Here is a 24592-nt window from a genome sequence, read left to right on the forward strand (position 1 = left end):
GCGAACGCCTCGTCGGCGGCCCGGACATGCAACGCGTCCCGGTCCGGCTCGGCGTAGACCGCGACACTCGCGATCCCCGCGTCCCGGCACGCCCGAGCAACGCGGACAGCGATTTCGCCACGGTTGGCGATGAGCACCTTGCGCACGATGACTCCCTCCTCGAAACAAGCTGAGTTTAGGGACTACCGACACGGCTGTACGACCCGTCCCCATTGGTGAGCTTGCCCACACGGAGTGTGATCCGAGGCTTGCCCCAGTAGTGGAATCCCTTGTGGCACCACGGTACGCCGCGATCCTTAACCGCACAGTAACCAGCTGGTGTGGTGCAGGTCTCTGTCTTTAGGGTCAACGCCTCACAGCATTTCTTTGTGGGGTCCCTACGAACGGTCAGCGGATTCTTTGCCCGGCGCACGGGCCTGTCAGACCCCTTGTCCGAAGGAATACCCATGAGTAGGGTCCGCGCTACGCACGTACCGTAGGTAACAGGGGGTGGATCGGTCATGCGCAGACCGGTGGCGATCGTGACCGCGCTCGTTCTGTTCGGGGAGGCGGTGGGCATCGTGCTCATCAACGCCGTCCTGGCCACGGTCGCCGAGAACCAGAACATGTCGCTCGCCGGCCTGGACCCGGACGCCATGTCCGCCGGCACCTGGGCGATGGGCGGCGTCTCCGGTCTGCTGCTGGTCCTGTGCGGGCTGATCGCCCTGCTGGCCGGGGCCCGCGACCGCGCCCCGGGACGCTTCGGACGCATCACCCTGATCGGCTGCGCGGTCGTGCACGGCGTCCTCGGCGCGGTCACCGTCGGGCTGGTGGGCTGGAGCGCCTTCGCGTTCATGATGCTCGTGCTGGCCCTGCTGGTGCTCACCCTGCTGGCGTACGGGCCCGAGACCCGGGCCGAGGGCGGCGTGAGCGACGGGGCCGCCGCGGGTCTCGGACCTGCGGCTCAGTAACCGGGTCGGACCCGCGGCTCCGTGACGGATCAGGCCCACAGCTCCGTGACGGAGACGTCCAGCTCGCCCAGCAGCCGGCGCAGCAGCGGCAGCGAGAGCCCGATGACATTGCCGTGGTCGCCCTCGATGGAGTCGACGAACGGCGCCGAGCGGCCGTCCAGGGTGAACGCCCCCGCGACATGGAGCGGTTCGCCCGAGGCCACGTAGGCGGCGACCTCGGCGTCGCTCGGCTCGCCGAACCGTACGACCGTGGACCCCGTCGCCGAGGCCGTACGGCCGGAGGCGGTGTCGATCACGCTGTGCCCGGTCCGCAGGACGCCCGACCGGCCGCGCATCGACTTCCAGCGGGCGGTGGCCTCCTCGGCGTCGGCCGGCTTGCCCAGCGCCTCGCCGTCCAGCTCCAGCACCGAGTCGCAGCCGATGACCAGGGCGCCCGCCGCCTCGGCTCGCTCCGCGACGGCCGCCGCCTTGGCCCGGGCCAGGACGAGCGCCAGCTCGGCGGGGGTCGGTGCGCTCAGGGCGTCCTCGTCCACCCCGCTGACGATCACCTCGGGAGCGAATCCGGCCTGCCGCAGCAGACCGAGACGGGCGGGGGAGGCGGAGGCGAGCACGAGACGGCGCTGATCAGTCATGCGGGCCATCGTAGAAGGGCCCGCGCACGGCGTCCGGCCACGGGCCCGCCTCTCGGAGGGCGGCCCCGGGCGGACGCGCCCCGGCCCGCGCCACCCTCTCAGCGGATGCCGAGGACGAACATCGCCACCAGCATCGCCAGCGCCAGCAGGACGCCCGCTCTGCGCATCATGGCCTGGGCGTCGCGCAGTTCCTTCGGCGGCTTGTTCTCGGGGTCGGACCACAGCATGCTCCCGATCCTGCTGCGCCGCCCGCCCCTACGCCTGAGTACGGGTACTCAAAGCCGCCCCCGCGTGGGCGGGGGCGGCTTCGCGCGCTCAGGCCGGCCAGTACGTCCGGGCCCAGGCCCGGGGGCCCGGACGCGGGCTGCCGCCGCGGGCGATGCGCCCCGGGTCGGACCACTGCTCGGGCGGCAGCGGCGCGCCGGACGGGACGGCGGACGCCGCCGCGGCGCGCGCCCGGACCACCGCCAGGGCGGCGGCCAGTTCCTCCGGGGTGGGGTTGCCCCGTACGACCTTGATCATGGGCAGACCTTTCTGCGAACGGGCGAACGGGCTAACGGGCGAACGTACCGCTGCGGCTAGAGCGGGATGTTGCCGTGCTTCTTCGGAGGCAGTGATTCCCGCTTCGTCCGCAGCTGACGCAGCCCCTTGACGATGTGGGCCCGGGTGTCGGACGGCATGATGACCGCGTCGACGTAGCCGCGCTCGGCCGCCACGTACGGGTTGAGCAGCGCGTCCTCGTACGCCGTCATCAGCTCGGCCCGCGTCGCGTCCGGGTCGTCGGCGGCCGCGATGGTGCGGCGGTGCAGGATGTTCACCGCGCCCTGCGCCCCCATGACGGCGATCTGGGCGGTCGGCCAGGCGACGTTCAGGTCGGCGCCCAGGTGCTTGGAGCCCATCACGTCGTACGCGCCGCCGAAGGCCTTGCGGGTGATGACGGTGATCAGCGGGACCGTCGCCTCCGCGTAGGCGTAGATCAGCTTCGCGCCGCGCCGGATGATGCCGCCGTACTCCTGGTCCACGCCCGGCAGGAAGCCCGGCACGTCCACGAAGGTGATGACGGGGACGTTGAACGCGTCGCAGGTGCGGACGAAGCGCGCCGCCTTCTCGCTGGCGTTGATGTCCAGGCAGCCGGCGAACTGCATCGGCTGGTTGGCGACGATGCCGACCGGGCGGCCCTCGACCCGGCCGAAGCCGGTGATGATGTTCGGCGCGAACAGGGCCTGGGTCTCCAGGAACTCGCCGTCGTCCAGCACGTGCTCGATCGCGGTGTGCATGTCGTACGGCTGGTTCGCCGAGTCCGGGATGAGCGTGTCCAGCTCGCGGTCCTCGTCGGTGGTGGCGAGGTCCGCCTCCTCCGGGAAGACCGGGGCCTCGGAGAGGTTGTTCGACGGGAGGTACGACAGCAGCGACTTGACGTACTCGATGGCGTCCTTCTCGTCGCCCGCCATGTGGTGCGCCACCCCGGAGGTGGTGTTGTGCGTACGGGCGCCGCCCAGCTCCTCGAAGCCGACGTCCTCGCCGGTGACCGTCTTGATGACGTCGGGGCCGGTGATGAACATGTGCGAGGTCTGGTCGACCATCACCGTGAAGTCGGTGATCGCGGGGGAGTAGACCGCACCGCCCGCGCACGGGCCGACGATCAGCGAGATCTGCGGGATCACCCCGGAGGCGTGCACGTTGCGGCGGAAGATCTCGGCGAACAGGCCGAGCGCGACGACGCCTTCCTGGATCCGCGCCCCGCCGCCGTCGTTGATGCCGATGACCGGACAGCCGGTCTTCAGCGCGAAGTCCATGACCTTGACGATCTTCTCGCCGTAGACCTCGCCGAGCGATCCGCCGAAGATCGTGAAGTCCTGCGAGTAGACGCAGACCGGGCGGCCGTCGACCGTGCCGTAACCGGTGACGACACCGTCCCCGTACGGGCGGTTCTTCTCGATGCCGAAGTTGGTGGAGCGGTGCCGGGCGAACTCGTCGAGCTCCACGAAGGAGCCCTCGTCCAGCAGCAGACCGACCCGCTCACGGGCCGTCAGCTTGCCCTTGGCGTGCTGCTTCTCGACCGCGCGGGCCGAACCGGCGTGCGTCGCCTCGTCGATGCGGCGCGTCAGGTCCGCGAGCTTGCCCGCGGTGGTGTGGATGTCGCTTAGCGGCTCGGACATCGGGGGGCGGCTCCCTGCCTGGTCACGGGGACGACGTCTGGCACCGGTCACGGGGGGACGGCCAGCCGTCAGTCCGGCTCTGGCTACTGACTCGTAGGGTATCGGCGCGCCTCCGGAAAGGCAGTGCGTCCTTTGCCACACCTAGGCTGGGTTGCATGACACCCCCGGATGCGCCACACAACCGCTGGTCGGACCTCGACCGGCCGCCCCTCAACGTGACCGCGCTGCGGCGCGGACTGCTGCGGCCGGACGCGTTGTGGACGTCGCTGGAGATCGTGGAGTCCACCGGATCCACCAACACCGACCTCGCCGGGCGTGCCCGTGCCGGGGCGGCGGGCGAGGGTGCGGTGCTGGTCGCCGAGGAGCAGACCGCCGGCCGCGGACGGCTGGAGCGGACCTGGACCGCACCGCCCCGCTCCGGGCTGTTCTTCTCGGTCCACCTGGAGCCCGGCGACATCCCCGTGGAGCGGTGGGGTTGGGTGCCGCTGCTGGCCGGGGTCGCCGCCGCGACCGGGCTCGCGAAGTCGGCCGGTGTCGACATGTCGCTGAAGTGGCCCAACGACCTGCTGGTCGCGGTGGAAGGGGAGGAACGCAAGACGGGCGGCATCCTCGGCGAGTTCGCCGGGGACGGCATCGTCGTCGGCCTGGGCATCAACGTCTCGCTCCGCGCCGACGAACTGCCCGCCCCCACCGCCGGGTCGCTGGCGCTCGCGGGAGCGGTCTCCACCGACCGTGAGACCCTGCTGCGCGCCGTCCTGCGCTCGCTGGAGGACTGGTACGGCCGGTGGAAGGCGGCGGACGGCGACGCGGCCGCGAGCGGGCTCCAGGCCGCCTACGCGGCAGGGTGCGCGACGCTGGACCGGACTGTGCGGGCGGAGCTGCCGGGAGGTACGTCCCTGGTCGGCGAGGCGGTCGCGATCGACGGGGACGGGCGTCTCGTCCTCTCCACCGAGGACGGTCTCCAGCGGCCGGTGTCGGCCGGGGACGTCGTCCACCTGCGGGGCGCCGCGGGCGGCCTGACCTGACCGGCCGTACGCCCCCGGGGGGGGCGTACGGGTGGATACCGCGTATGCCTGAGATATCACGCGCGACGCACCGATGACGGACAACCAAGGACGTGAGCTGGGGCACACCTGCCGTATCGTTGAGGCGATCCAGCGACAGATCGGCAGGGCAGTGCGCAGGGAACGGGCAGGAGGCGGCTGGTGACCGTCGGCGACACGACGTCCGGCGCGGGTGAGGAGCCCGGGTCGGACTCCTCGGTCCACGCCACACCCCACCACGAGGTCGACCACACGGTGGAACCGACCGACGACCCCCTCGCCATCCGCCTCGAAGCGCTGATCCTGGGGGCCGACCGGCGCTACACGCCCTTCCAGGCGGCCCGCACCGCCGGGGTCTCCATGGACCTGGCCTCCCGGTTCTGGCGGGCCATGGGCTTCGCCGACATCGGCCAGGCCAAGGCGCTCACCGAGGCCGACGTGCTCGCCCTGCGACGGCTCGCCGGTCTCGTCGAGGCGGGGCTGCTCAGCGAGCCGATGGCGATCCAGGTCGCCCGCTCCACCGGGCAGACCACCGCCCGGCTGGCCGAGTGGCAGATCGACTCGTTCCTGGAGGGTCTTACCGAGCCGCCCGAGCCCGGCATGACCCGCACCGAGGTCACGTATCCGCTGGTCGAGCTGCTGCTGCCGGAGCTCCAGGAGTTCCTCGTCTACGTGTGGCGGCGCCAGCTCGCCGCCGCGACCGGCCGGGTCGTGCAGGCCGCGGACGACGAGGAGATGGTCGACCGTCGGCTCGCCGTCGGCTTCGCCGACCTGGTCGGTTTCACCCGGCTGACCCGACGACTGGAGGAGGAGGAGCTCGGCGAACTGGTCGAGTCCTTCGAGACGACCGCCGCCGACCTGGTCGCCGCGCACGGCGGCCGGCTCATCAAGACCCTCGGCGACGAGGTCCTCTTCGCCGCCGACGACGCGGGCACCGCCGCCGAGATAGCGCTCCGGCTGATCGAGGCCATGTCCCAGGACGAGACGATGCCCGCCCTGCGCGTCGGCATCGCCTTCGGCACGGTCACCACCCGGATGGGCGACGTCTTCGGCACCACGGTGAACCTCGCCAGCCGGCTCACCTCGATAGCGCCGAAGGACGCCGTCCTGGTCGACGGGGCGTTCGCCAAGGAGCTGGTCCGGCACGGCGACGCCCCGGAGTCCGAGGCGCAGGCCGCCGAGGCCGTCGCGGCCGCCGCCGAACGGGCCCGGGTCGCCGAGAAGGAGGGCCGCGAGCCCGACGACGAGCCGCCGCTGCCGACGTACCGCTTCGGGCTCCAGCCGATGTGGCAGCGCCCGGTGCGCGGGCTCGGCGTGGTGGAGCCGTGGCTGCTGGCCCGGCGGGGGAAGACCGGCTCCTGAGCGCGGCCCCCCGTCGCGCCCCCGCCGTCAGGCCTCCGTCGTCACGCCTGCCTGCCGGTCGTGACGTCCCCGTCCCGGTCCCGCCCTGTCGGGGGCGGGCACGTCCTGTCTAGGATCCGTGACGGTAACGCTCGTTAACAGGCCGTCCATGACAGGGGAGCAGCCATGACCGTCACGTCCGAGCAGCGGTACGGGGAGTTCGTCGTCGTACGACGGCACGAGGGGGAGGACCACGTCGCCGAGCTGGTCCTCGACCGGCCCAAGGCCATGAACGCCGTCTCCACCGACATGGCCCGCTCCATCGCCGCCGCCTGCGACGCACTCGCCGCCGACCGGGACGTCCGGGTCACCGTCCTGACCTCCAGCCACGAGAGGGCCTTCTGCGTGGGCGCGGACCTCAAGGAGCGCAACTCCTTCACCGACGCCGACCTCGTACGTCAGCGGCCCACCGCCCGCGCCGCCTACACCGGGGTTCTGGAGCTGCCGATGCCGGTGATCGCCGCCGTGCACGGCTTCGCCCTCGGCGGCGGCTTCGAACTCGCCCTCGCCTGCGATGTGATCGTCGCCGACGCCACCGCCGTGGTCGGGCTGCCCGAGGTCTCCGTGGGCGTCATCCCGGGCGGCGGCGGTACGCAGCTGCTGCCGCGCCGGGTGGGGGCGGCGCGCGCCGCCGAGCTGGTGTTCAGCGCCCGCCGCGTCGAGGCCGCCGAGGCCCGCGAGCTGGGGCTGGTCGACGACCTGGTCGAGGCGGGCCGGGACCGTGAGGAGGCTCTCGCACTGGGGGGCAGGATCGCGGCCAACTCGCCGGTCGGGCTGCGTGCGGCCAAGAAGGCGCTCAGGCTGGGGCAGGGGCTCGACCTGCGGGCGGGCCTGGAGGTGGAGGACGCGGCCTGGCGGTCGGTGGCCTTCTCCGGGGACCGGGCGGAGGGCGTGGCCGCGTTCAACGAGAAGCGGCGCCCCGACTGGCCCGGCGAGTGAACGGAATGTCTGTTACGCAGAGTGAGTGCACGGCCGGAAAATAGTTGAAGGTAGTGAGAAATTAGTTACGCTTCAAACTGATCAAAAAGGAACAAATCTACATAAGATGTAGCAATGGGTGGTGACGATGAGCGGCTGCGGGCCGTGGTTTCGCTTGCGCAGACCATGGCCGCGGCCTACACGCCGCGTGAATCGTGGCGGGCGGCGGCGCTGGGCGCCTGCGAGGCGCTGGGCGGCAGTTTCGCCGCGCTCTCCGTGTGGGAGCGGGGCCGGGGCAGGCTGCGGGTGCTGGTGAACGCGGGCCAACGGGCCGAGGGGGAGGAGGAGTTCCCCGAGGAGGAGGCCTACCCGGTCCATGAGTTCCCGGAGATCACCGAGTTCCTGCACGAGCGCTGGGCGGGCGGCGGTGAGCCCGACGCCTGGGTGGAGACCGCCGACGGGCAGCCCGGTGCGGGCGGTCCGGCGCGCGGCGCCCGCCCGTACTGCCACCAGCGGGTCGCGGCGCTCCGGCGGCGCGGCCGGGGGTGCTGCGTGGTCGCGCCGATCGTGCTGCACGGCCGGGCGTGGGGCGAGTTGTATGTGGCACGGCCGGCCGGGCAGCCCGTCTTCGACCGGGCCGACGCGAACTTCGCGACCGTGCTCGCCGCCGTCGTGGCCTCCGGGATCGCCCAGACCGAGCGCCTGGAGGAGGTCCGCAAGCTGGCCTTCACCGACCCGCTGACCGGTCTGGCGAACCGCCGCGCGGTCGATATCCGGCTCGACGAGGCCGTCGAGCGGCACCGTGTCGACGACACGGTCGTCAGCCTCGTCGTCTGCGATCTGAACGGCCTCAAGGCGGTGAACGACACCCATGGCCACGCGGTCGGCGACCGTCTGCTGGAACGTTTCGGCTCCGTGCTGTCGCTGTGCGGGGCGATGCTGCCGGAGGCGCTGGCGGCCCGGCTGGGCGGCGATGAGTTCTGTCTGCTGGCGGCGGGCCCCCCGGCCGACGCGGTGGTCGGCGTCGCCACCGAGCTGTGCGACCGGGCGGCGGTGATCGAGCTGGGCGACGGGGTCGCCTGCGGGGTCGCCTCCACCGGCGACCCGATCGGCCCGGTGCGTTCGGCCCGCAGGCTCTTCCGGCTCGCGGACGCCGCCCAGTACCGGGCCAAGGCCGCGCGGTCGCTGGGCCCGGTGGTGGCCGGGCGGGACGGCGAGGTCATCCGGCTCGCGGACTCCCCGCCGAAGTCCGCGCACGACCGGCGCAGGCTGCGCGGCAACAGGCCGTGATCTTGGGTGCGCCGCCGCGTTCGGGCTGAGCGCGGGCGTGTGCCCCGGCGCGGTGGCCCGTCGGGCCCAGCGCGCGGTGGCGCATCGAGTCTCGGCGTGTGGTGGTGGGTCGGGCCTCAGTGCGGTGGCGGCATCCGGTCCAGGGCGTTCTCGACGGTGCAGCCGCCCTCTCCGCGCATCCGCTGTATCCGGGACGGCACCCACACCTCGGTTGCGCCCGGGCTGACCCGGCCGAGGAGGCAGTCCTGCGGGTCGTAGCCGTTGCCCTCCACCGACAGGAGGACACCGACCCGGTCGGCGCCCGCCTTCACCTCGGTACGGATCGCCTCGTCCAGGTCCAGCGCGGCGACCGCCCGGCGCACCTCGGCCTCGTCCACCCGGCCGCCATCCGGCACCCGGGGAAGCTTCGCGCGCAGCTCCTCGTGCGGCAGCGCGGGCGGTTCGGGCGGCGGGGCGAAGGTCAGCCCTGCGCCGTCCGGGCAGTCCACGTCCCGCGGGTCCTCGCGCCACTGCGACTTCGGCGACACCCGGACCGCGAAACAGCGCCGCACGGTGACCGGCTCGGGGTCGAACTTCTGGTCGTACGCCGTGCCGGACGTGCGGACGACCAGCTCGATGCCGTCCCCCTCGCGGGTCGAGGCGCCCTTCACCCGCAGTACCTCCACCCCCTCGATGCCGGAGGCGATGTACCCGACCTCCTCCGCCGTGCGCGGACGCTGACCGTAGAGCCGCTCGCCCGCCTTCCTGGCGACGTCCCGCGCGGAGTCCGTGGCCTCGCCCTCGGAGGACTGGAGCATTCCGCAGCCGGCGGCGGAGAACAGCAACAACGGGGCGAGCAGCAGGAGTCGACGCATGCGTGCAGCCTCCCGGCAGCGCGCGCGACGGGCAAGCCGCTCGCGTACGCAGGCTGTCCCGTAAGGGGCCCTGGGCGGCTCCGCTAGTGACATGAAGGCTTTCAATACGTACGCTGCTGAATATGGATATGCACACTGTTGTGGTGGGGACGTCCGGAACCACCGCCGAGGACGTCGTCGCCGTGGCCCGCCACGGCGCCCGGGTCGAGCTCTCCGCCGCCGCCGTGGAGGCCCTGGCCGCCGCCCGTCTCGTCGTGGACGCGCTCGCCGCCAAGCCCGAGCCGGTCTACGGCGTCTCCACCGGCTTCGGCGCCCTCGCCAGCCGCCACATCGGCCCGGAACTGCGGGCGCGGCTCCAGCGCAACATCGTCCGCTCCCACGCGGCCGGCATGGGCCCCCGCGTCGAGCGCGAGGTCGTCCGCGCGCTGATGTTCCTCCGGCTGAAGACGGTCGCCTCCGGCCACACCGGCGTACGCCCCGAGGTCGCGCAGACCATGGCCGACGTGCTGAACGCGGGCATCACGCCCGTCGTCCACGAATACGGCTCGCTCGGCTGCTCCGGCGACCTCGCCCCGCTCTCGCACTGCGCGCTCACCCTGATGGGCGAGGGCGACGCGGAGGGCCCCGACGGCACCGTTCGCCCCGCTGGCGAGCTCCTCGCCGCGCACGGCATCACCCCGGTCGAGCTCCGCGAGAAGGAGGGCCTGGCCCTCCTCAACGGCACCGACGGCATGCTCGGCATGCTGGTCATGGCCCTCGCCGACCTGAAGAACCTCTACACTTCGGCCGACATCACCGCCGCCCTCTCCCTGGAGGCCCTGCTCGGCACGGACAAGGTCCTCGCCCCCGAGCTGCACGCCATCCGCCCGCACCCCGGCCAGGGCGTCAGCGCGGACAACATGCTGCGGGTGCTGGCGGGTTCGGGGCAGACGGGGCGGCACGCCGACATCACAGGTGACGCGCCCCGGGTCCAGGACGCCTACTCGGTGCGCTGCGCGCCCCAGGTCAACGGCGCGGGCCGCGACACCCTCGACCACGCGGCCGTCGTCGCGGGCCGCGAACTGGCTTCTTCCGTCGACAACCCGGTGGTCCTGCCCGACGGGCGGGTCGAGTCCAACGGCAACTTCCACGGGGCGCCCGTCGCGTACGTCCTGGACTTCCTCGCGATCGTCGCCGCCGACCTCGGCTCGATCTGCGAACGCCGCACCGACCGGCTGCTCGACAAGAACCGCTCGCACGGTCTGCCGCCGTTCCTCGCGGACGACGCCGGGGTCGACTCGGGCCTGATGATCGCCCAGTACACCCAGGCCGCCCTGGTCAGCGAGATGAAGCGGCTCGCGGTCCCCGCCTCCGCCGACTCCATCCCGTCCTCCGCGATGCAGGAGGACCACGTCTCCATGGGCTGGTCCGCCGCGCGCAAACTCCGTACGGCCGTGGACAACCTGGCCCGGATCGTCGCCGTCGAGCTGTACGCCGCGACCCGCGCCGTCGAGATCCGCGCCGCCCAGGGCCTGACCCCCGCCCCCGCCTCGCAGGCGGCCGTGGACGCGCTGCGGGCCGCCGGCGCCGAGGGTCCGGGCCCGGACCGCTTCCTCGCGCCGGACCTGGCCGCCGCCGACACGTTCGTACGGGAGGGGCGCCTGGTCGCGGCCGTGGAGCCGGTCACGGGCCCGCTGGCCTGAGCCGGCCCCGTGCGTGCGTACGCACGAAAGAGCCCGTAGACGGAAGAGCCCGTGGTACGTACGGAAGAGAGGGCTCCCGCGCCATCGTCGCGGGAGCCCTCTCGGGTACGTACGGAATGCTCAGAGCGCCGGGCGCGCCCCGGACCCGGCGCGGCGCACCGAGTACGTGACGAAGCCCGCGCCGAGGCCCAACAGGGCTGTGCCGCCGATGAGATACGGCGTGGTGTCCGGGCCCGGCCCGGTGTCGGCGAGGAGCGCGCCGGAGGCGTCGTCGGGGCTCCCGGCGGGCTGTTCGGCGGCCCGGCCGGACGCCGCGGCCGGGGTGCCCTGAACGCCCCTCTCACCGGTCGCGTTGGCCGACGGGACGAACCAGAGAGCGGCCAGCAGCGTGCCTGCGGCGGTGGCGGTCAGCAGTGTGCGACGAGTGACGGACACAGATTCGATCCCCTTGCGACAACCATGAGTTAGCCCCGTGGGCCGATGCTAAGCAAAGCAGCGGGTCGGTGGAAAGTCGCGGCCTCGCCGGGCTTTACGCTCCGGCCTATGAGCACAGAAGAGACATCCAGGTTTGTTCGGCTTCGCGTGGAGATGGTGCTGGAGGTCACCGACCTCGACGCGCTGACCGGTACCGCCCTCGAATCCATCGCCGCCGAGTACGGGGAGCCCGTCGCGGCGGTCGCCGGGAGCGACACCGCCGAGGAGCGGATGCATGCGGAGGCCACGGTCCGGGCAGACGGTGCGGAGGCCCTCGCCTCGCTGGTCGATCCCTTCGACCTGGTCAGCGAGGTGCCCGGGGTCGAGCTGGCCCAGGCCTCCTGGAGCAGCGAAGGCATCGAGTACGACCCCGACGCGGAGGGCTGGGACGGCGCGGACGACGGCGAGGAGGACCTCTTCCTGCCGCCGGACGGGGACGAGGAGGAGGGGTACGGCGACGCGGTCGCGCACAATGGGACGAACGACGGTGAGGACGGTGACCCCGCGCAGCGGGCGTGACCTGTGAGAACACCGGCCCCGGCCCCGCTCCCCGGCGGACCGGGGCCGTGCCGGGCGCCGGCGGAAAGCAGGGACCGGGGCGCGGGAACCACCGCTGCCGGGGCCGCGTCGATGAGTGGTGTTCCCCACATCTGTCATGGATGTGGAACGGAGCACCCTTTCCGGGTGTTCTTGGAACATTGACGGGGAGTAGCGGCCTGGCGGCCCCGTCCGGGGATTTTGGGGGATCGGCGACGATGGAGAAGCGTGTGATGACGGACAGCAAGCGGCGCAGGGGCCTCATGGCCATGTCCGCACTGCTCGGCGGCGTGCTGGTGCTTTCTGCCTGTAGCGACGACGGCGACAAGGGCGGCAAGACGAACTCCGGAAGTTCGGAGTCGTCGCAGCAGGAGGTGGACAAGGCGGCAGCCGCGGACGCCTCCGAGGCGCAGATAGCGATCAAGCCGAAGAACGGCGCGTCCAACGCCAGCATCAACAACGCGGCCCAGGTCACCGTCGCCAAGGGCAAGCTGACCAAGGTCGTCATGACCACGGCGGCCGGCGACCCGGTCGAGGGCACGCTGGCGGCCGACGGGTCCAGCTGGAAGCCCGCGGGCCAGCTGGAGCGCTCCACCACGTACAAGATCGACGCCACGGCGGCCGACTCGAAGGGCCGCGAGGCCCACGAGAACAGCTCCTTCACCACCGTCTCGCCCGACAACAGCTTCATCGGGAACTTCACCCCCGAGGACGGTTCCACGGTCGGCGTCGGGATGCCTGTCTCGATCAACTTCAACAAGGCGATCACGGACAAGAAGGCCGTCCAGGCCGGCATCACCGTGACCTCCAGCAGCGGCCAGGAAGTCGTCGGCCACTGGTTCAACTCCCAGCGCCTGGACCTGCGCCCGGAGGACTACTGGAAGGGCGGCTCCACCGTCACCCTGAAGCTGGCCCTCGACGGCGTCGAGGGTGCGGACGGCGTCTTCGGCGTCCAGCAGAAGACCGTGACCTTCAAGGTCGGCCGTGACCAGGTCTCCACCGTCGACGTGAAGGCCAAGACGATGACGGTCACCCGCGACGGCAAGACGATCAAGACGATCCCGATCTCCGCGGGTTCGCCCGAGAACCCCACGTACAACGGTCAGATGGTGATCTCCGAGAAGCACAAGGAGACCCGGATGAACGGCGCCACCGTCGGCTTCACCGATGACGACGGCAAGGGCGAGTACGACATCAAGGACGTGCCGCACGCCATGCGCCTGTCCACGTCGGGCACCTTCATCCACGGCAACTACTGGGGCAAGGGCATCTTCGGCAACGCCAACACCAGCCACGGCTGTGTGGGCCTCGCCGATGTGAAGGGCGCGAACGACTCCAGCGCCCCCGGCGCCTGGTTCTACGACAACTCCCTCGTCGGCGACGTGGTCATCGTCAAGAACTCCCCGGACAAGACCATCACCCCGGACAACGGCCTCAACGGCTGGAACATGAGCTGGGCCGAGTGGACGGCCGGCTCCCAGGCCTGATCCTTCCCCCGCCGTTCCTTCTCGGCACCCCCGTCCCCGTCCGAAGGCGGCGGCCCCGGAACACTCCGGGACCGCCGCCTTCGGCGTGTCCGGCGCCCCTACGGCGCTGTGTCCAGCCCTGTGAGGACGCGGCGGAGCCAACACGGCATCGGGCGCTGCCACCGCCTGCTGGGCCGACGGTCTGTCAGTGGTACCTCCTAGTTTGATGGTCGCGACGGGTGGTCGGGGAGATCCGACCGCTCCGTCCGTCACGCCCTGCGCGGAAACGGTCCGCGTGGGGCGAAGAGGAGGGGACCACCAAGATGAAGACTCGACGACGAGTGGGCCGGGCCGCGCTCACCGCGGCCCTGGGGCTGTCGCTCCTGGGTGTCGGGGCGCCCGCCGCGAGCGCGGACGCCAACAGCGGCGCACTGCCGATCAGCTCGTACAAGGACATCGTGGTCGACGGCGTCCACCAGCGCGTCTTCCTCAGCGACCCGGTCGGCGGCAGTGTCCTGGTGACCGACTACCAGGGCCAGGTCGTCCGGCGTATCGACGGTGCGGCCGGCGCCTGGGGGCTCGCCCTCTCCGCGGACTCCGGGACGCTCTACGTGGCGTTGCGGGATGCCGGGGCGATCGCTGCCGTGGACACCGCCACCCTGCGGGAGACCGCGCGGTTCGACACCGGCACCGGTGCGGGCGCGTACGCCGGCCCCACCTCGCTGGCGACGGCCGGCGACCGGCTCTGGTTCGGCTATGCCAAGGACACCTGGACGGGTGCGCTCGGCTCCGTGGACCTCTCGGACGCCGAGCCGGCGGTCACCCTGGACCATGTCATGGACGACTTCGGCGGCTTCCCTCACCTGGTCGCCTCCCCGGCGGACCCGGACCTCCTGGTGGCCGCCGAGGCCGACGGCAACTCGGTCGCCGTCGCGCTGTACGACGTGGGCTCCGGGCGGGCCGAGCGGCGTGAACAGAAGGTCGGTCCCGGCCCCGAGGGATGCTCCAGCCTGCAGGACCTCGCGCTGACGCCGGACGCGCGGCAGGTGGTCGTCTCCTGCGCCGAGCCCGACGCGCACCAGGTGTTCAGTACCGCGGACCTGGCCCACCAGGGCCAGTACGCGGTCGACGGCAACCCCCTCGCTGTGGCCATCGCCCCGGACGGCACCACAGCCGCCGGTACCCACGCCGCCGGCGGACGGCCGGACGTCTCGCTCTTCACGCCGGGTGAGGAGGCGGCGTTCGAGAACTGGGACCTCCCGGCGACCTCGGACGAGTTGTACGCGCCCGAGGACCGGATCCGTTCGGCGGGCCTGGCCTGGGGACCCGACGGCGGTCGTCTTTTCGCGGTCACCGAGATCGGCGCGGGCCACCCCACGTCCGTGGGGCTGCGGGTCCTGGACATGCCGCAGGCCGCCACGAGCCTCACTCTCACGGCACCCGCCACCTCACCGCGCAACCAGGACCTGACGCTGACGGGCCGTGTGGTCTCGCCGGTCCCTCTCGCGGCGGACAGCACCGTCGACGTCATACGGCTCGACGACCCCTCCCTCGGCGAGGGCACGCACATCGGCACTGCCCCCGTGGCCGCTGACGGCACCTTCAGCTTCGTCGACCTGCCACGCGCGAAGGGCTCCGTGCAGTACACCGTCCACTATTACGGCGACGCGCGGCACGCCTACTCATACGGATCGGTCACCGTGGACATCCTCTCGGACTGACCGACAGCCGCGGCCCTACCGAAACCACCCGGTGTCAGTGGCGCCGACGGGGGTTGTGGGAGCGTTCGTGGAACGGTCATGGCGACCGTTCCACGAACGGGCTCCCGGAGGACCGCGGGCCCTGCGAGGAGGAGACCTCAGGCGGGCAGTTTCGTGTCGACGACGAAGCTGATTTCGATGACCTGGCGGGGCAGGGTCAGTTCAGTGACGCCCACCACCGTGCTGGCCGGGCGGTGGTCGCCGAAGTACCCCAGGTTGCCCGCCGCCGTCGCCGCGGCATTCAGCCGCAGGTTCACCACGTACAGGGTCTGCGAGACGACCTGGTTCCGGGTGGCGTCGTAGTGGTCCAGGACCTTGTCCATGTTGGCGTAGGTCTGCTTGAGCTGGGCTGCGAAGTCGCCCGCGTGGAGGAACTCGCCTCCCTCATCGAACGAGAGCTGTCCGGAGACGTGGATCAGCTCGCCGGCCCTGATCGCCTGTGCGTAGCCGAAGTCGCTCTCGGCCGGCACGTCGTAGGTGAAGACATCCATGGTGGTCACGGTGCTCGCCCTTCCCTTTTGCTCTCTTGTGGTTACTCGGAAACTGTAGGAGAGTGATGGCTGACCTGGAAGAACGCACTTTTCGGTGACTGAGGAACCTCATGGTGACCAAGCAACTGCTCAAAGGCCTGCCCGAGGACGCCGACCTGCGGCGCGCGGACTCCCTGGCGCGGGAGATCTTCTCGGACGTCGCCAACAAGTGGGCGCTCCTGATCATCGAGGCGCTGGGCGAGCGCACCCTGCGCTTCAGCGAGCTGCGGAACGAGGTCGAGGGCGTCAGCCACAAGATGCTCACCCAGAACCTGCGCATGCTGGAGCGCAACGGTCTGGTCGTCCGGAAGGTGTATCCCACCGTGCCGCCGCGGGTCGAGTACACCCTCACCGAGCCGGGCCGGGCCCTGCGCACCGCGGTCGACGCCCTGTGCGGCTGGACCCACCAGCACCTCGGTCACATCGAGAGTGCACGCGGCCGTTTCGACGCCTGACGGTCACGCGGCCAGACCCTCACGCGGCGCGCGACTTCTTCGACCGGTCTCACGTGATCGGGCTACCGAGCCATCCTGTGCCTGGCAGCGAACCCGGTCGTTTCGGCTTCCGTGCCGGTGACCCCGGTCGCACGGACGAGTCGTCCCGCGATGCCCCGTCATCCCCGGGGCGGAGCGTCCGGGTGCGGGCTCGCCCGCTCGGCGGAGGTTGTTCGGTCTGCGGAGCGATCCTGACCGGCCTCGCCTGCTGCGAGTCTCGAAGCGCACGGGCCGATCCGGCCCGTGGACGTGAGGAGCGCAGATGTTCCAGGCCAGGCCGACCACGACGATGACCACGACCAGCGGCGAAGCAGCAGACACGCCACGCCGCGAGGGCCGCCTGCCCCGGACGTGGCGTGCGGCGCACGAACCCGCCGCGGGGGTGCCGCGCTGGGCCCGCCGAGTCGCCTACGCGGTGCCCCTGGTGGTGCTCCCGTCCGGGATCTGGCGCCTGGGCGTGCTGTTCACCGCGGACAAGCGTGGCGGGTCGATCGCGGACTGGGCGATGAACGGCTACGTCGTCCTCCTCACCCTCGTCTCCGAGATCCTTGCCTTCACGGCCGTCGGGCTGGTCGCCCGCTGGGGCGAGGTGTTTCCGCGCTGGATGCCGGGATGGGGTGGGCGGCGGGTACCGACGGCCACCGTGGTCGTCCCGGCCACGATCGGGGCGACGATCCTGACCCTGGTCTTCACGGTCATCGCGGTCATCACCACGGTCACCCAGTCCAAGACCAACGGCGATCCGCTGCCGGCCGACTTCCCGAGCAAGGCCGGCGGCTGGGAGACCGTCTACTTCTATGCCTCCTATGTCCCTCTGGTCCTGTGGGGCCCCATGCTCGGCATCCTGACGTACGCGTACTGGCGCCGACGCAGGTCGGCGACGACGGGAGTCCGATGACAGGACTCAAGGCCCTGTCATCAATCCTGTGGCGCGGTGGCGGTATGGCCGGGACACTGAGCGACCATGCCTCACAAAGCTTCGGCCGGCCCGCTGTGTACACGTGATTCGCTCGCCTCGGACCTGCGCGCGCTCGGCCTGAAGCCGGGTGAGACGGTCCTGGTGCACTCCTCCCTCAGCTCGCTCGGCTGGGTCTGCGGCGGTCCCGTTGTCGTCGTCATGGCACTGCTCGATGTTCTCGGCGACGAGGGAACCCTGGTCGTTCCGACGTACTCGGGAAGCAACTCCGATCCGGCCCACTGGGGGAACAGGCCCGTGCCCGAGGCGTGGTGGGCGGACATCCGTGCGGCGATGCCGCCCTTCCACGCGCGCACCACACCCACCCTTGGCGTCGGTGTGGTCCCGGAGACCGTCCGGACCTGGCCGGGTGCTCTCCGCAGCCGCCATCCGCAGACGTCCTTCGCCGCCGTGGGTCCGCGCGCCGCCGACATCGTGGACGGCCACGCACTCGACTGCCGGTTCGGCGAACGCAGCCCACTCGCGCGGCTTGAGGAGGGCGGGGCGCGGATCCTCCTGCTGGGCACGGACTTCGCGTCGTGTACGGCGTTTCACCTTGCCGAATACCGCGTTCCGGGGCTCAAGGCCGACAACTCCTTCGCGGTCATGACCGCCCGGGGCCGCCGTTGGAGGACGGTGCGCGACACCGCGATCTCCGACGACCGCTTCGATGAGCTGGGGGCGGCCTTCGAGAGGGACGGGGCGGTGGTCAGCGGAGAAGTCGGCGGTACTGTGGGCCGCTTGTTCGGACTGGCCGAAGCGGTTGCCTACGCCGAGGAGTGGCTCGCCGGGCAGCGGCCGCGAGCCGCCAGGGGCTGACCGTCGCGTTCCTCGGAGCCCGTTCGGGGAACCCGGTTCGTGGGACCCGGTTCGTGGAACACTCCGGCAGGTGTCTCACTGGATATCCTGGATAACTCCGCGCCGCCTGGGCGCCACCGCCGCCCTGTACGCCGTCTTCGTCTGTGGTTGGTACCTCGGCCAGCCTCTCCCTCATGTCGGCTGCCACGATGAACCGCCGGCCGCGTTCGATGAGCCGATGACGATCGGGGAACCCGGGGACGTCAGAAAGGGCTTCACCCGAGCGATCCGTGACGTCGGGCAGGCCGTCACCTACGATTTCGTCTCGACCAGGGTGATCGCCCAGTGCGATCCGTACACGGCCGACCCCCGCCTCGTCGCCTGGATCATCGGCGACTGGCGCTGAAGGGGAACCTTCCCGTTGAAGGGGAACCTTCCCCTTGAAGGGGGGACCTTCCCGTCCGGGGTTTCGACGGAGCGGGCTCAGTCCGTACGCCCCCGCATCGCCGCCCGGTACGACCGCAGATCGCTGCGCCGGACCTGGCGTACCCCCGCGAGGTCCTCGGACGTCTCAGCGCGGCGGCCCGGGGCCCTGTCGGGGGCGTCGGCCGCCGCCGGGCCGCGGAGCAGGTGCCAGGGCCGGCTCGGCAGCCAGAGGAGCCCGTACAGCCAGCGTCGCACCAGCAGGCGGAATCCCGGCCTCCCCGCGTCGGGCAGCCGGATCACCCGCACCCCCATGATCAGCTTGCCGGCGCTCGCCCGGACGGCCATCGTCAGCAGCACCTGGTTGGCGAACGACAGCGTGACCAACTGGACGACCAGCAGGGCGACCGCGTGTCCCGTCCCGCCCGAGTTCAGGCAGGACCGCACCAGGAGTCCGACGGCCAGCAGGCACAGGTAACTGTCGAGGCCGACCGCCAGGTAGCGCCGCATGTCCCCCGTGCCCCTGGGGACGCGCGGCTGCCCCCGGGGCGCGGGGGCGGGGTACGCCGAGCGGGCGTACGCCGGATACGCCGCCCGGGGAAGCGTGCCACCCTGCGGTGACCGGCCCGCTGTCGTGGGCGGGGCCGGCCGGGGCCGAGCGGCGCCGACTCCGGCCCGGCGTACGCCGTACAGCGCCCGTAATGCGTCAGGAGGCTGCCCTCGCCGACGCCCCCGCGGCTTCGTCATGGGGGCATCATGACTGATCGTCAGCCGGGGTGTCCTTGTTCCTGACGGGTAACTCCGCTGCCCCGGCGTTGTTTTCACGGGACCATTACGGTTGCCGCCCGCCGGCCGCACGCGCGCCTTCCCGGCGGCCCGGTCCATGGTCCCGCTCGGTTCCGGCCCGCGCCGCCCGCCCGCCCGCTCGCGGGGCGGGGTTCAGCCTGCTGCACCCCGATACGGGGGCCCGCTCCCTCCTCGCGGCGCGCCCCGGCCGACAGGCTGGACGCATCACCGAACACGGAGGAATCCCGCCATGAAGTCCTTGCTCTGGCTCGTCCTGTCCGCCGCCCTCGCCGCCAATGTCTTCCTCGGCTTCGCGGTCGACAGGAACGGCCTCGAAACAGCCCTGAGCATCGTCTCGGGCGTGGTCGTGCTCGCCTCCGGCGCCGGGCTCTGGGTGCTGCGAGGCCCCCGCGAGAGCCGATCCGAAATGTGACCTTGGCCACTCGGAGGGGGGTCGCGGGGCCGGTGGATCCGAGCCGCGCGGGCCGTCCGGAACGCTGGACCGGGCCTGCTCCGGGTCCTGCGCGGCGGCCCGGGCGCTGATCAAAACGGCTGATCATGGCCAATATATGGATGGTCCTCGAAGATCATCGGGCCGCACGGGACAATCGGATCGTACGACGGTCCCGCGCATCACCCTGCCGGGCGTCGGCCGCGTGGTCCTCCCGGGAGGGAGTCCACGGGGCTCCGGCGGGGGAGGCGGACCGGTGGCGCTCCCCGGGGCGGGGGCGTCGACGCGCACGAGCCGACCACGGAAGGTCCTGATCAGATGCCGGTCATCCCCGACTCGCCCGACTCCACCCGCACGCACGATGCCGCGGCCCGCGTCATCGAGCCGCTCTACGCCGAGATCCTGCGCCGAAACCAGGGTGAGAAGGAGTTCCACCAGGCGGTCCGTGAGGTCCTGGAGACGCTCGGGCCGGTGCTGACCCAGCGCCCCGAGTTCATCGACGCGCGCATCATCGAGCGCGTATGCGAGCCCGAGCGCCAGCTGATCTTCCGCGTGCCGTGGTCGGACGACTCCGGCGACATCCACGTCAACCGCGGCTTCCGGGTGGAGTTCTCCAGCTCGCTCGGCCCCTACAAGGGCGGCCTGCGCTTCCACCCCTCGGTCAACCTCGGCATCGTGAAGTTCCTCGGCTTCGAGCAGATCTTCAAGAACGCCCTCACCGGCATGCCCATCGGCGGCGGCAAGGGCGGCGCGGACTTCGACCCCAAGGGGCGGTCCGACGCCGAGATCATGCGGTTCTGCCAGTCCTTCATGACCGAACTCCACCGTCACCTGGGGGAGTACACCGACGTCCCGGCCGGTGACATCGGCGTGGGCGGCCGCGAGATCGGCTACCTCTTCGGCCAGTACAAGCGGATCACCAACCGTTACGAGTCCGGCGTCCTCACCGGCAAGGGCCTCGGCTGGGGCGGCGCACAGGCCCGTACGGAGGCCACCGGCTACGGCACGGTCCTCTTCACCGCCGAGATGCTGCGCAGCCGTGGCGAGTCGCTGGAGGGCCAGACCGTCGCGGTCTCCGGCTCCGGCAACGTGGCCATCTACGCGGTCGAGAAGGCCCAGCAGCTCGGCGCGACCGTGGTGACCTGCTCGGACTCCAGCGGCTACGTCGTCGACGAGAAGGGCATCGACCTCGCCCTCCTCAAGGAGATCAAGGAGGCCGGCCGGGGCCGGGTCTCGGAGTACGCCGAACGGCGCGGCGCGCACGCCCGGTTCGTCCCCGGCACGGGGGTGTGGTCGGTCCCCGTGGACGTGGCCCTGCCCTGTGCCACGCAGAACGAACTCCACGAGGCCGACGCACTGGACCTCGTGCGCAACGGGGTCAAGGCGGTCGCCGAGGGCGCCAACATGCCCACCACGCCGGAGGCGGTCCGGGTGTTCCAGGAGGCGGGCGTCGCCTTCGCCCCCGGCAAGGCGGCCAACGCGGGCGGGGTCGCGACGAGCGCGCTGGAGATGCAGCAGAACGCGTCCCGGGACTCGTGGACCTTCTCCCACACCGAGGAGCGGCTCGCCGAGATCATGCGGCACATCCACGACTCCTGCTACACGACCGCCGAGCGGTACGGCAGCCCCGGCAACTACGTGGTGGGCGCGAACATCGCGGGCTTCGAACTGGTCGCGGACGCGATGCTGGCGCAGGGTCTGATCTGATCTGATCCGACCGTACGTGGCGAGGCGCCGGCGCCGATGTGGTCGCCGTCGGAACCGCTCCCCCGCGCGGGGGAGCGGGTTGGCTCGCTCGGGGGATTCCGCGTCCTGCCTGCTCCGCGAGGGTGGAGTCATGACGTCGAAGATCCTGCACCGGCCCCCGTCCGTCAGTGACACCGAGCGGCCCGTTCCGCGCTGGGCCATGCGCCTGGCCTACGCGTTACCGCTGCTTCTGCTGCCTGCGTGCCTGTGGCGGCTGCCCTTCGCTGTGCACTTCACGATGGGGCAGGAGGCTCAGGAGGGCAGCCTGCCTGCCTACTGGCTGAGCATCCCGTACGTTCTCGGGCTCAGTGTGCTGACGGAAGTGGTCGCGATCCTGACCATCGGGCTGGTCCGGGGCTGGGGAGAGACGGCGCCCGCCTGGATACCGTTCATCGGCGGCAGACGCGTCCGGCCGATGGCGGCCGTCGTCCCCGCCGTCCTCGGCGGCCTGATCCTCACTTTCCTGTTCACGGCCGTCCCGCTGGGCGGCGGTCGCGACCTCACCCTGTACGGCGCCGTCGACTCCATCGGGTACTCCAACGGAGCCTGGGAGGCTCTGGCGACGGTGTGCGTCACTCCCATTGCCGCTTGGGGGCCCATCACCATCGCCCTCGCGATCGCCTACTACCGACGCCGAACCGCCGTCGCCGGGTGAGCGCGCATCGTCTCCTCGAACCCTCCGTCCCCCGGTGCCGGTGGTCTGTCACGCGACTTCGCCACCAGCAGATCCGCCCGGAGCGCAACGCCCGACCCGTGCCGGGGCGGCGTCGCGCTCCTAGGCTGGGGACGGTGAGCATCCGAGTGACGAACCAGGCCGACGTGATCCCTCTGCGCCCGCTCCCGGCGGCGGCCTCCCCGGCGGTCCCGGCTCTCCCCAGGGAGCCGCTCTGGCGTGACCTCGTCGGGGAGGTGCTGCGCCGCGAACGCCAGGCTCAGGGGCGGACGTTGAAGGACGTCGCCGAGGCGGCCCGAATCTCCATGCCGTATCTCTCCGAGGTGGAGCGGGGGCTCAAGGAGGCCTCCTCGGAGGTGCTGGCCGCCGCGGCCCAGGCGCTCGGCCTGCGCCTTGCCGACGTCCTGGCGCTGGCAGGGGAGCGGCTGGTCAGCATCACGGCCGCGCGGTTCCGGTCGCGTTCGCTCGGGTCGAGTGCGGCCGATGACCGGCGGTCCGTGCGGTCGACCGGTCCGGCGGGTCCGGTCGGTGCGATGCGCCCGTCGGGCCCCATGGGCGGCGTGCTGCTGGCCGCCTGACCCGAAGGGACGTTGCGCGGTCGCCTGCCCCGAGAGGAGGCTACGCGGCCGTCTGCCCCGAAGGGACGTTGCGCGGTCGTCTGCCCCAAGAGGGCGATACGCGGTGGCCCGCCCCCCGGGGGTGTTGCTGCGTGCCGTCGCCTGACCCGGGAGGGCCGGTACGCGGGGCCATGGGACCCGGGGGAGGGCCGGTACGCGGAGCCGTCGGGCCCGGGGGCCGTACGCGGAGCCGTCGGGCCCGGGGAGGCCCGTTACGGTCGGTCGTCGGCCCTCGCGGCCCGGTCCGCGAGGGCCCGTACCTCGGCGGCGACGGCGGTGTGCCGCTCGCGCGGGATGTCGTGGCCGACCCCGGGCTGGACGACGAGCCGGGCGTCGCGGATCGCCGCGGCGGTGGCCCGGCCCGCGGAGGGCTTGAGCAGCGGGTCGTCCGTGCCGTGCAGTACCAGTGCGGGGACCCGCAGTTCGGCCAGGGACGGGCCGTGCCAGGGCGCCCCGATCTGGCGGGACTGGGCGTCCGGGTCGGCGATGCTGGTGTCCACGTCGGCGGTGATCCGCTCCAGGGCCTCGGCCTCGTCGAAGGGGTAGCCGGGCGAGGCGACGAGCCGGGCCACCGCGAGCCCGACCGCGATCCGCTCCTCCCGGTCCCGGGCGGGCTTGATGCGGGCGAACTTCGCGAGCGTGCCGAGCCGCAGGTGGCGGAAGGCTCCCAGCCCGCCCACATCGCTGGGGAGCGCGGCGGACGAGGTGAGCGTGCGCACCCGGCCCGGGTGGCGCAGGGCGACGCGCTGGGCGACGACACCGCCCAGCGACTGCCCGAAGACGTGGGCCGACTCCCAGCCGAGCGCGTCCATGACCGCGACGGCGTCGTCGGCCATGTCCTCGGCGGTGTAGGCCGCGCCGCGGCCGGCGGCCAGGGCGGCGAAGGGGTTGCCCCGGGCGGTGCGCTTCGGTACCCGGGTGGACTCGCCCGCGTCCCGCTGGTCGTAGCGGGCGACGGCGAATCCGGCGTCGGCGAAGGCCGCGCACAGCTCCCCGGGCCACCAGTGCCGGGAGACCGCGAGACCCATCACCAGGAGCAGCGGTTCACCGTCCGCGCCCTCCTGGAGACGGTCGTAGGCGAGCTCGACCGCACCGTTGCGGGCGAAGCGGCGTTCGGTCCAGGTCATGGCGGGCTCCTCCGGTGGACGACAATACTGCGAACGACGTTCGCGGTATTAGACTACAGCCAGTTTCCGGAGCCCGGACGAGGGCGCCCTGAGGGAAGGTGGCGGACCGTGGCCGATCGCGAGACCCGGCCGACGACCGTCTGGTCACGCCCCGAGCGGGGTGCGCGGGGCCCCGCACCCGAACGGAGCCGCCCCCAGATCACGGCGGCGGCCCTCGCCCTCGCCGACGCGGAGGGCCTGGCGGCCGTGTCGATGCGCGCGCTCGCGCAGCGGCTCGGTACGGGGCCCGCCTCGCTCTACCGCTACGTGGGGAGCCGGGACGAGCTGCTGGACCTCATGGCGGACGCGGTCGCGGGCGAACTGGACCTCTCCGGCGCCCCGCGCGGTGACTGGCTGAACGAGCTCGTCGGCCTGGCCCTCCAGTCCAGGGACGCGCACATCCGGCACCCGTGGCTGGCCGATCTGAACGACCGGCGCGGCGAGGTGCTGGGCCCGCACGCGATCGACTACCTCGACCACGCGCTCGGGATCCTGGCCCCCGCGCCGGGCACCGCCGGACAGAAGCTGGAGGCCATCGGCCTCCTCGGCGCCCTGGCCGTTCTCTTCGCCCGCCGCGCGACCGGCGCGACGGGCGGCGGCGACCGGTCCGCCCAGGCGGCCCACCTGGCCGCCGTCGCCGCCGAGGGCCGCCACCCGCACCTGCTCGCCGCCCTCACCTCGGCCGGCGCACCGCCGGCCGACCGGGACGCCCTGTTCGTCACGCTGCTGCGGCGGCTGCTTCCCGCGATGCTCGGCCAGGGGGCGGCGGAGGAGTAGGCCCCCGGGA

General features: G+C 72.1%; 28 protein-coding genes. 18 read left to right on the plus strand and 10 right to left on the minus strand.

Annotated features, from left to right (window positions below):
* Positions 1 to 146, minus strand: a 146-nt coding sequence (locus tag AB0F29_RS21055) for a biotin carboxylase N-terminal domain-containing protein (RefSeq protein WP_361874531.1), incomplete at its 3' end; no start/stop codon positions are given.
* A gap of 354 nt (positions 147 to 500) precedes the next feature.
* Here AB0F29_RS21055 and AB0F29_RS21060 point away from each other — a divergent pair.
* Complete coding sequence (locus AB0F29_RS21060) at positions 501 to 950, plus strand: hypothetical protein (RefSeq protein ID WP_361874119.1); 450 nt, start codon at positions 501 to 503, stop codon at positions 948 to 950.
* A 29-nt stretch (positions 951 to 979) separates the two neighbouring features.
* Here AB0F29_RS21060 and AB0F29_RS21065 read toward each other — a convergent pair whose 3' ends face one another.
* The 4 genes from AB0F29_RS21065 to AB0F29_RS21080 form a co-directional block, all read right to left on the minus strand.
* On the minus strand, positions 980 to 1591 hold the full coding sequence (locus AB0F29_RS21065; RefSeq protein WP_361874121.1) for a nucleoside triphosphate pyrophosphatase: 612 nt from the start codon (positions 1589 to 1591) through the stop codon (positions 980 to 982).
* A gap of 89 nt (positions 1592 to 1680) precedes the next feature.
* Positions 1681 to 1809, minus strand: a complete 129-nt coding sequence (locus tag AB0F29_RS21070) for a hypothetical protein (RefSeq protein WP_098018286.1) — start codon at positions 1807 to 1809, stop codon at positions 1681 to 1683.
* An 88-nt stretch (positions 1810 to 1897) separates the two neighbouring features.
* On the minus strand, positions 1898 to 2104 hold the full coding sequence (locus tag AB0F29_RS21075; RefSeq protein ID WP_361874123.1) for an acyl-CoA carboxylase epsilon subunit: 207 nt from the start codon (positions 2102 to 2104) through the stop codon (positions 1898 to 1900).
* Positions 2105 to 2160: 56 nt separating this feature from the next.
* On the minus strand, positions 2161 to 3741 hold the full coding sequence (locus AB0F29_RS21080; protein WP_361874125.1) for an acyl-CoA carboxylase subunit beta: 1581 nt from the start codon (positions 3739 to 3741) through the stop codon (positions 2161 to 2163).
* 155 nt (positions 3742 to 3896) lie between these two features.
* Between AB0F29_RS21080 and AB0F29_RS21085 the strand changes: the two genes are divergently transcribed.
* From AB0F29_RS21085 to AB0F29_RS21100, 4 genes are all read left to right on the plus strand, one after another.
* Positions 3897 to 4766, plus strand: a complete 870-nt coding sequence (locus AB0F29_RS21085; protein WP_361874127.1) for a biotin--[acetyl-CoA-carboxylase] ligase — start codon at positions 3897 to 3899, stop codon at positions 4764 to 4766.
* Positions 4767 to 4946: 180 nt separating this feature from the next.
* Positions 4947 to 6146 carry an adenylate/guanylate cyclase domain-containing protein gene (locus tag AB0F29_RS21090; RefSeq protein ID WP_215102396.1) on the plus strand — a complete coding sequence of 400 codons (1200 nt, stop codon included), beginning with the start codon at positions 4947 to 4949 and terminating at the stop codon, positions 6144 to 6146.
* Positions 6147 to 6311: 165 nt separating this feature from the next.
* Positions 6312 to 7124 carry an enoyl-CoA hydratase-related protein gene (locus tag AB0F29_RS21095; RefSeq protein ID WP_361874129.1) on the plus strand — a complete coding sequence of 271 codons (813 nt, stop codon included), beginning with the start codon at positions 6312 to 6314 and terminating at the stop codon, positions 7122 to 7124.
* Between the two features lie 114 nt (positions 7125 to 7238).
* Positions 7239 to 8393 (plus strand): diguanylate cyclase, encoded by a 1155-nt coding sequence (locus AB0F29_RS21100; RefSeq protein WP_361874131.1) that lies wholly within the window; start codon positions 7239 to 7241, stop codon positions 8391 to 8393.
* Between the two features lie 116 nt (positions 8394 to 8509).
* Here the strand turns inward: AB0F29_RS21100 and AB0F29_RS21105 are convergent, their stop codons facing one another.
* A complete protein-coding gene (locus AB0F29_RS21105) occupies positions 8510 to 9247 on the minus strand; it encodes a translation initiation factor IF-2 (RefSeq protein WP_361874133.1) in 738 nt (245 codons plus the stop codon).
* Positions 9248 to 9369: 122 nt separating this feature from the next.
* Between AB0F29_RS21105 and hutH the strand changes: the two genes are divergently transcribed.
* Positions 9370 to 10929, plus strand: a complete 1560-nt coding sequence (gene hutH / locus AB0F29_RS21110; RefSeq protein ID WP_361874135.1) for a histidine ammonia-lyase — start codon at positions 9370 to 9372, stop codon at positions 10927 to 10929.
* Positions 10930 to 11049: 120 nt separating this feature from the next.
* Here the strand turns inward: hutH and AB0F29_RS21115 are convergent, their stop codons facing one another.
* Positions 11050 to 11364 (minus strand): hypothetical protein, encoded by a 315-nt coding sequence (locus tag AB0F29_RS21115; RefSeq protein WP_361874137.1) that lies wholly within the window; start codon positions 11362 to 11364, stop codon positions 11050 to 11052.
* Between the two features lie 108 nt (positions 11365 to 11472).
* Between AB0F29_RS21115 and AB0F29_RS21120 the strand changes: the two genes are divergently transcribed.
* The 3 genes from AB0F29_RS21120 (at position 11473) to AB0F29_RS21130 (ending at position 15127) form a co-directional block, all read left to right on the plus strand.
* The gene (locus tag AB0F29_RS21120) at positions 11473 to 11922 is read left to right on the plus strand and encodes a hypothetical protein (protein WP_361874139.1); all 450 of its coding nucleotides are present in this window, start codon (positions 11473 to 11475) and stop codon (positions 11920 to 11922) included.
* A 236-nt stretch (positions 11923 to 12158) separates the two neighbouring features.
* Positions 12159 to 13427 carry an Ig-like domain-containing protein gene (locus tag AB0F29_RS21125; RefSeq protein ID WP_361874141.1) on the plus strand — a complete coding sequence of 423 codons (1269 nt, stop codon included), beginning with the start codon at positions 12159 to 12161 and terminating at the stop codon, positions 13425 to 13427.
* 302 nt (positions 13428 to 13729) lie between these two features.
* Positions 13730 to 15127: a hypothetical protein gene (locus AB0F29_RS21130; RefSeq protein WP_361874143.1), complete on the plus strand. Its 1398-nt coding sequence runs from the start codon at positions 13730 to 13732 to the stop codon at positions 15125 to 15127.
* A gap of 137 nt (positions 15128 to 15264) precedes the next feature.
* Here the strand turns inward: AB0F29_RS21130 and AB0F29_RS21135 are convergent, their stop codons facing one another.
* Positions 15265 to 15666, minus strand: coding sequence for a RidA family protein (locus AB0F29_RS21135; RefSeq protein ID WP_361874145.1), 402 nt, complete (start codon positions 15664 to 15666; stop codon positions 15265 to 15267).
* 101 nt (positions 15667 to 15767) lie between these two features.
* On the opposite strand from AB0F29_RS21135, the gene AB0F29_RS21140 reads away from it, so the two are divergent.
* From AB0F29_RS21140 to AB0F29_RS21155, 4 genes are all read left to right on the plus strand, one after another.
* Positions 15768 to 16151: a helix-turn-helix domain-containing protein gene (locus tag AB0F29_RS21140; RefSeq protein WP_361874147.1), complete on the plus strand. Its 384-nt coding sequence runs from the start codon at positions 15768 to 15770 to the stop codon at positions 16149 to 16151.
* Positions 16152 to 16452: 301 nt separating this feature from the next.
* The gene (locus AB0F29_RS21145) at positions 16453 to 17088 is read left to right on the plus strand and encodes a hypothetical protein (protein WP_361874149.1); all 636 of its coding nucleotides are present in this window, start codon (positions 16453 to 16455) and stop codon (positions 17086 to 17088) included.
* 66 nt (positions 17089 to 17154) lie between these two features.
* Positions 17155 to 17964, plus strand: a complete 810-nt coding sequence (locus tag AB0F29_RS21150) for an AAC(3) family N-acetyltransferase (protein ID WP_361874151.1) — start codon at positions 17155 to 17157, stop codon at positions 17962 to 17964.
* Between the two features lie 70 nt (positions 17965 to 18034).
* A complete protein-coding gene (locus AB0F29_RS21155; protein WP_361874153.1) occupies positions 18035 to 18349 on the plus strand; it encodes a hypothetical protein in 315 nt (104 codons plus the stop codon).
* A 77-nt stretch (positions 18350 to 18426) separates the two neighbouring features.
* Here AB0F29_RS21155 and AB0F29_RS21160 read toward each other — a convergent pair whose 3' ends face one another.
* The gene (locus AB0F29_RS21160) at positions 18427 to 18876 is read right to left on the minus strand and encodes an RDD family protein (protein ID WP_361874155.1); all 450 of its coding nucleotides are present in this window, start codon (positions 18874 to 18876) and stop codon (positions 18427 to 18429) included.
* 526 nt (positions 18877 to 19402) lie between these two features.
* On the opposite strand from AB0F29_RS21160, the gene AB0F29_RS21165 reads away from it, so the two are divergent.
* The 4 genes from AB0F29_RS21165 (at position 19403) to AB0F29_RS21180 (ending at position 22600) form a co-directional block, all read left to right on the plus strand.
* On the plus strand, positions 19403 to 19585 hold the full coding sequence (locus AB0F29_RS21165) for a hypothetical protein (protein ID WP_361874157.1): 183 nt from the start codon (positions 19403 to 19405) through the stop codon (positions 19583 to 19585).
* 336 nt (positions 19586 to 19921) lie between these two features.
* Positions 19922 to 21310, plus strand: a complete 1389-nt coding sequence (gdhA, locus tag AB0F29_RS21170; protein WP_018956073.1) for an NADP-specific glutamate dehydrogenase — start codon at positions 19922 to 19924, stop codon at positions 21308 to 21310.
* Positions 21311 to 21440: 130 nt separating this feature from the next.
* A complete protein-coding gene (locus AB0F29_RS21175) occupies positions 21441 to 22004 on the plus strand; it encodes a hypothetical protein (protein WP_361874159.1) in 564 nt (187 codons plus the stop codon).
* 134 nt (positions 22005 to 22138) lie between these two features.
* Positions 22139 to 22600 carry a helix-turn-helix transcriptional regulator gene (locus tag AB0F29_RS21180; protein WP_361874161.1) on the plus strand — a complete coding sequence of 154 codons (462 nt, stop codon included), beginning with the start codon at positions 22139 to 22141 and terminating at the stop codon, positions 22598 to 22600.
* A 251-nt stretch (positions 22601 to 22851) separates the two neighbouring features.
* On the opposite strand, the gene AB0F29_RS21185 is transcribed toward AB0F29_RS21180, so the two are convergent.
* Complete coding sequence (locus AB0F29_RS21185; RefSeq protein ID WP_361874163.1) at positions 22852 to 23766, minus strand: alpha/beta hydrolase; 915 nt, start codon at positions 23764 to 23766, stop codon at positions 22852 to 22854.
* A gap of 108 nt (positions 23767 to 23874) precedes the next feature.
* On the opposite strand from AB0F29_RS21185, the gene AB0F29_RS21190 reads away from it, so the two are divergent.
* The gene (locus AB0F29_RS21190) at positions 23875 to 24582 is read left to right on the plus strand and encodes a TetR family transcriptional regulator (protein WP_361874165.1); all 708 of its coding nucleotides are present in this window, start codon (positions 23875 to 23877) and stop codon (positions 24580 to 24582) included.
* Positions 24583 to 24592: the final 10 nt, after the last annotated feature.

It is taken from the genome of Streptomyces sp. NPDC026589, assembly GCF_040638385.1.
Classification (GTDB): Bacteria; Actinomycetota; Actinomycetes; order Streptomycetales; family Streptomycetaceae; genus Streptomyces.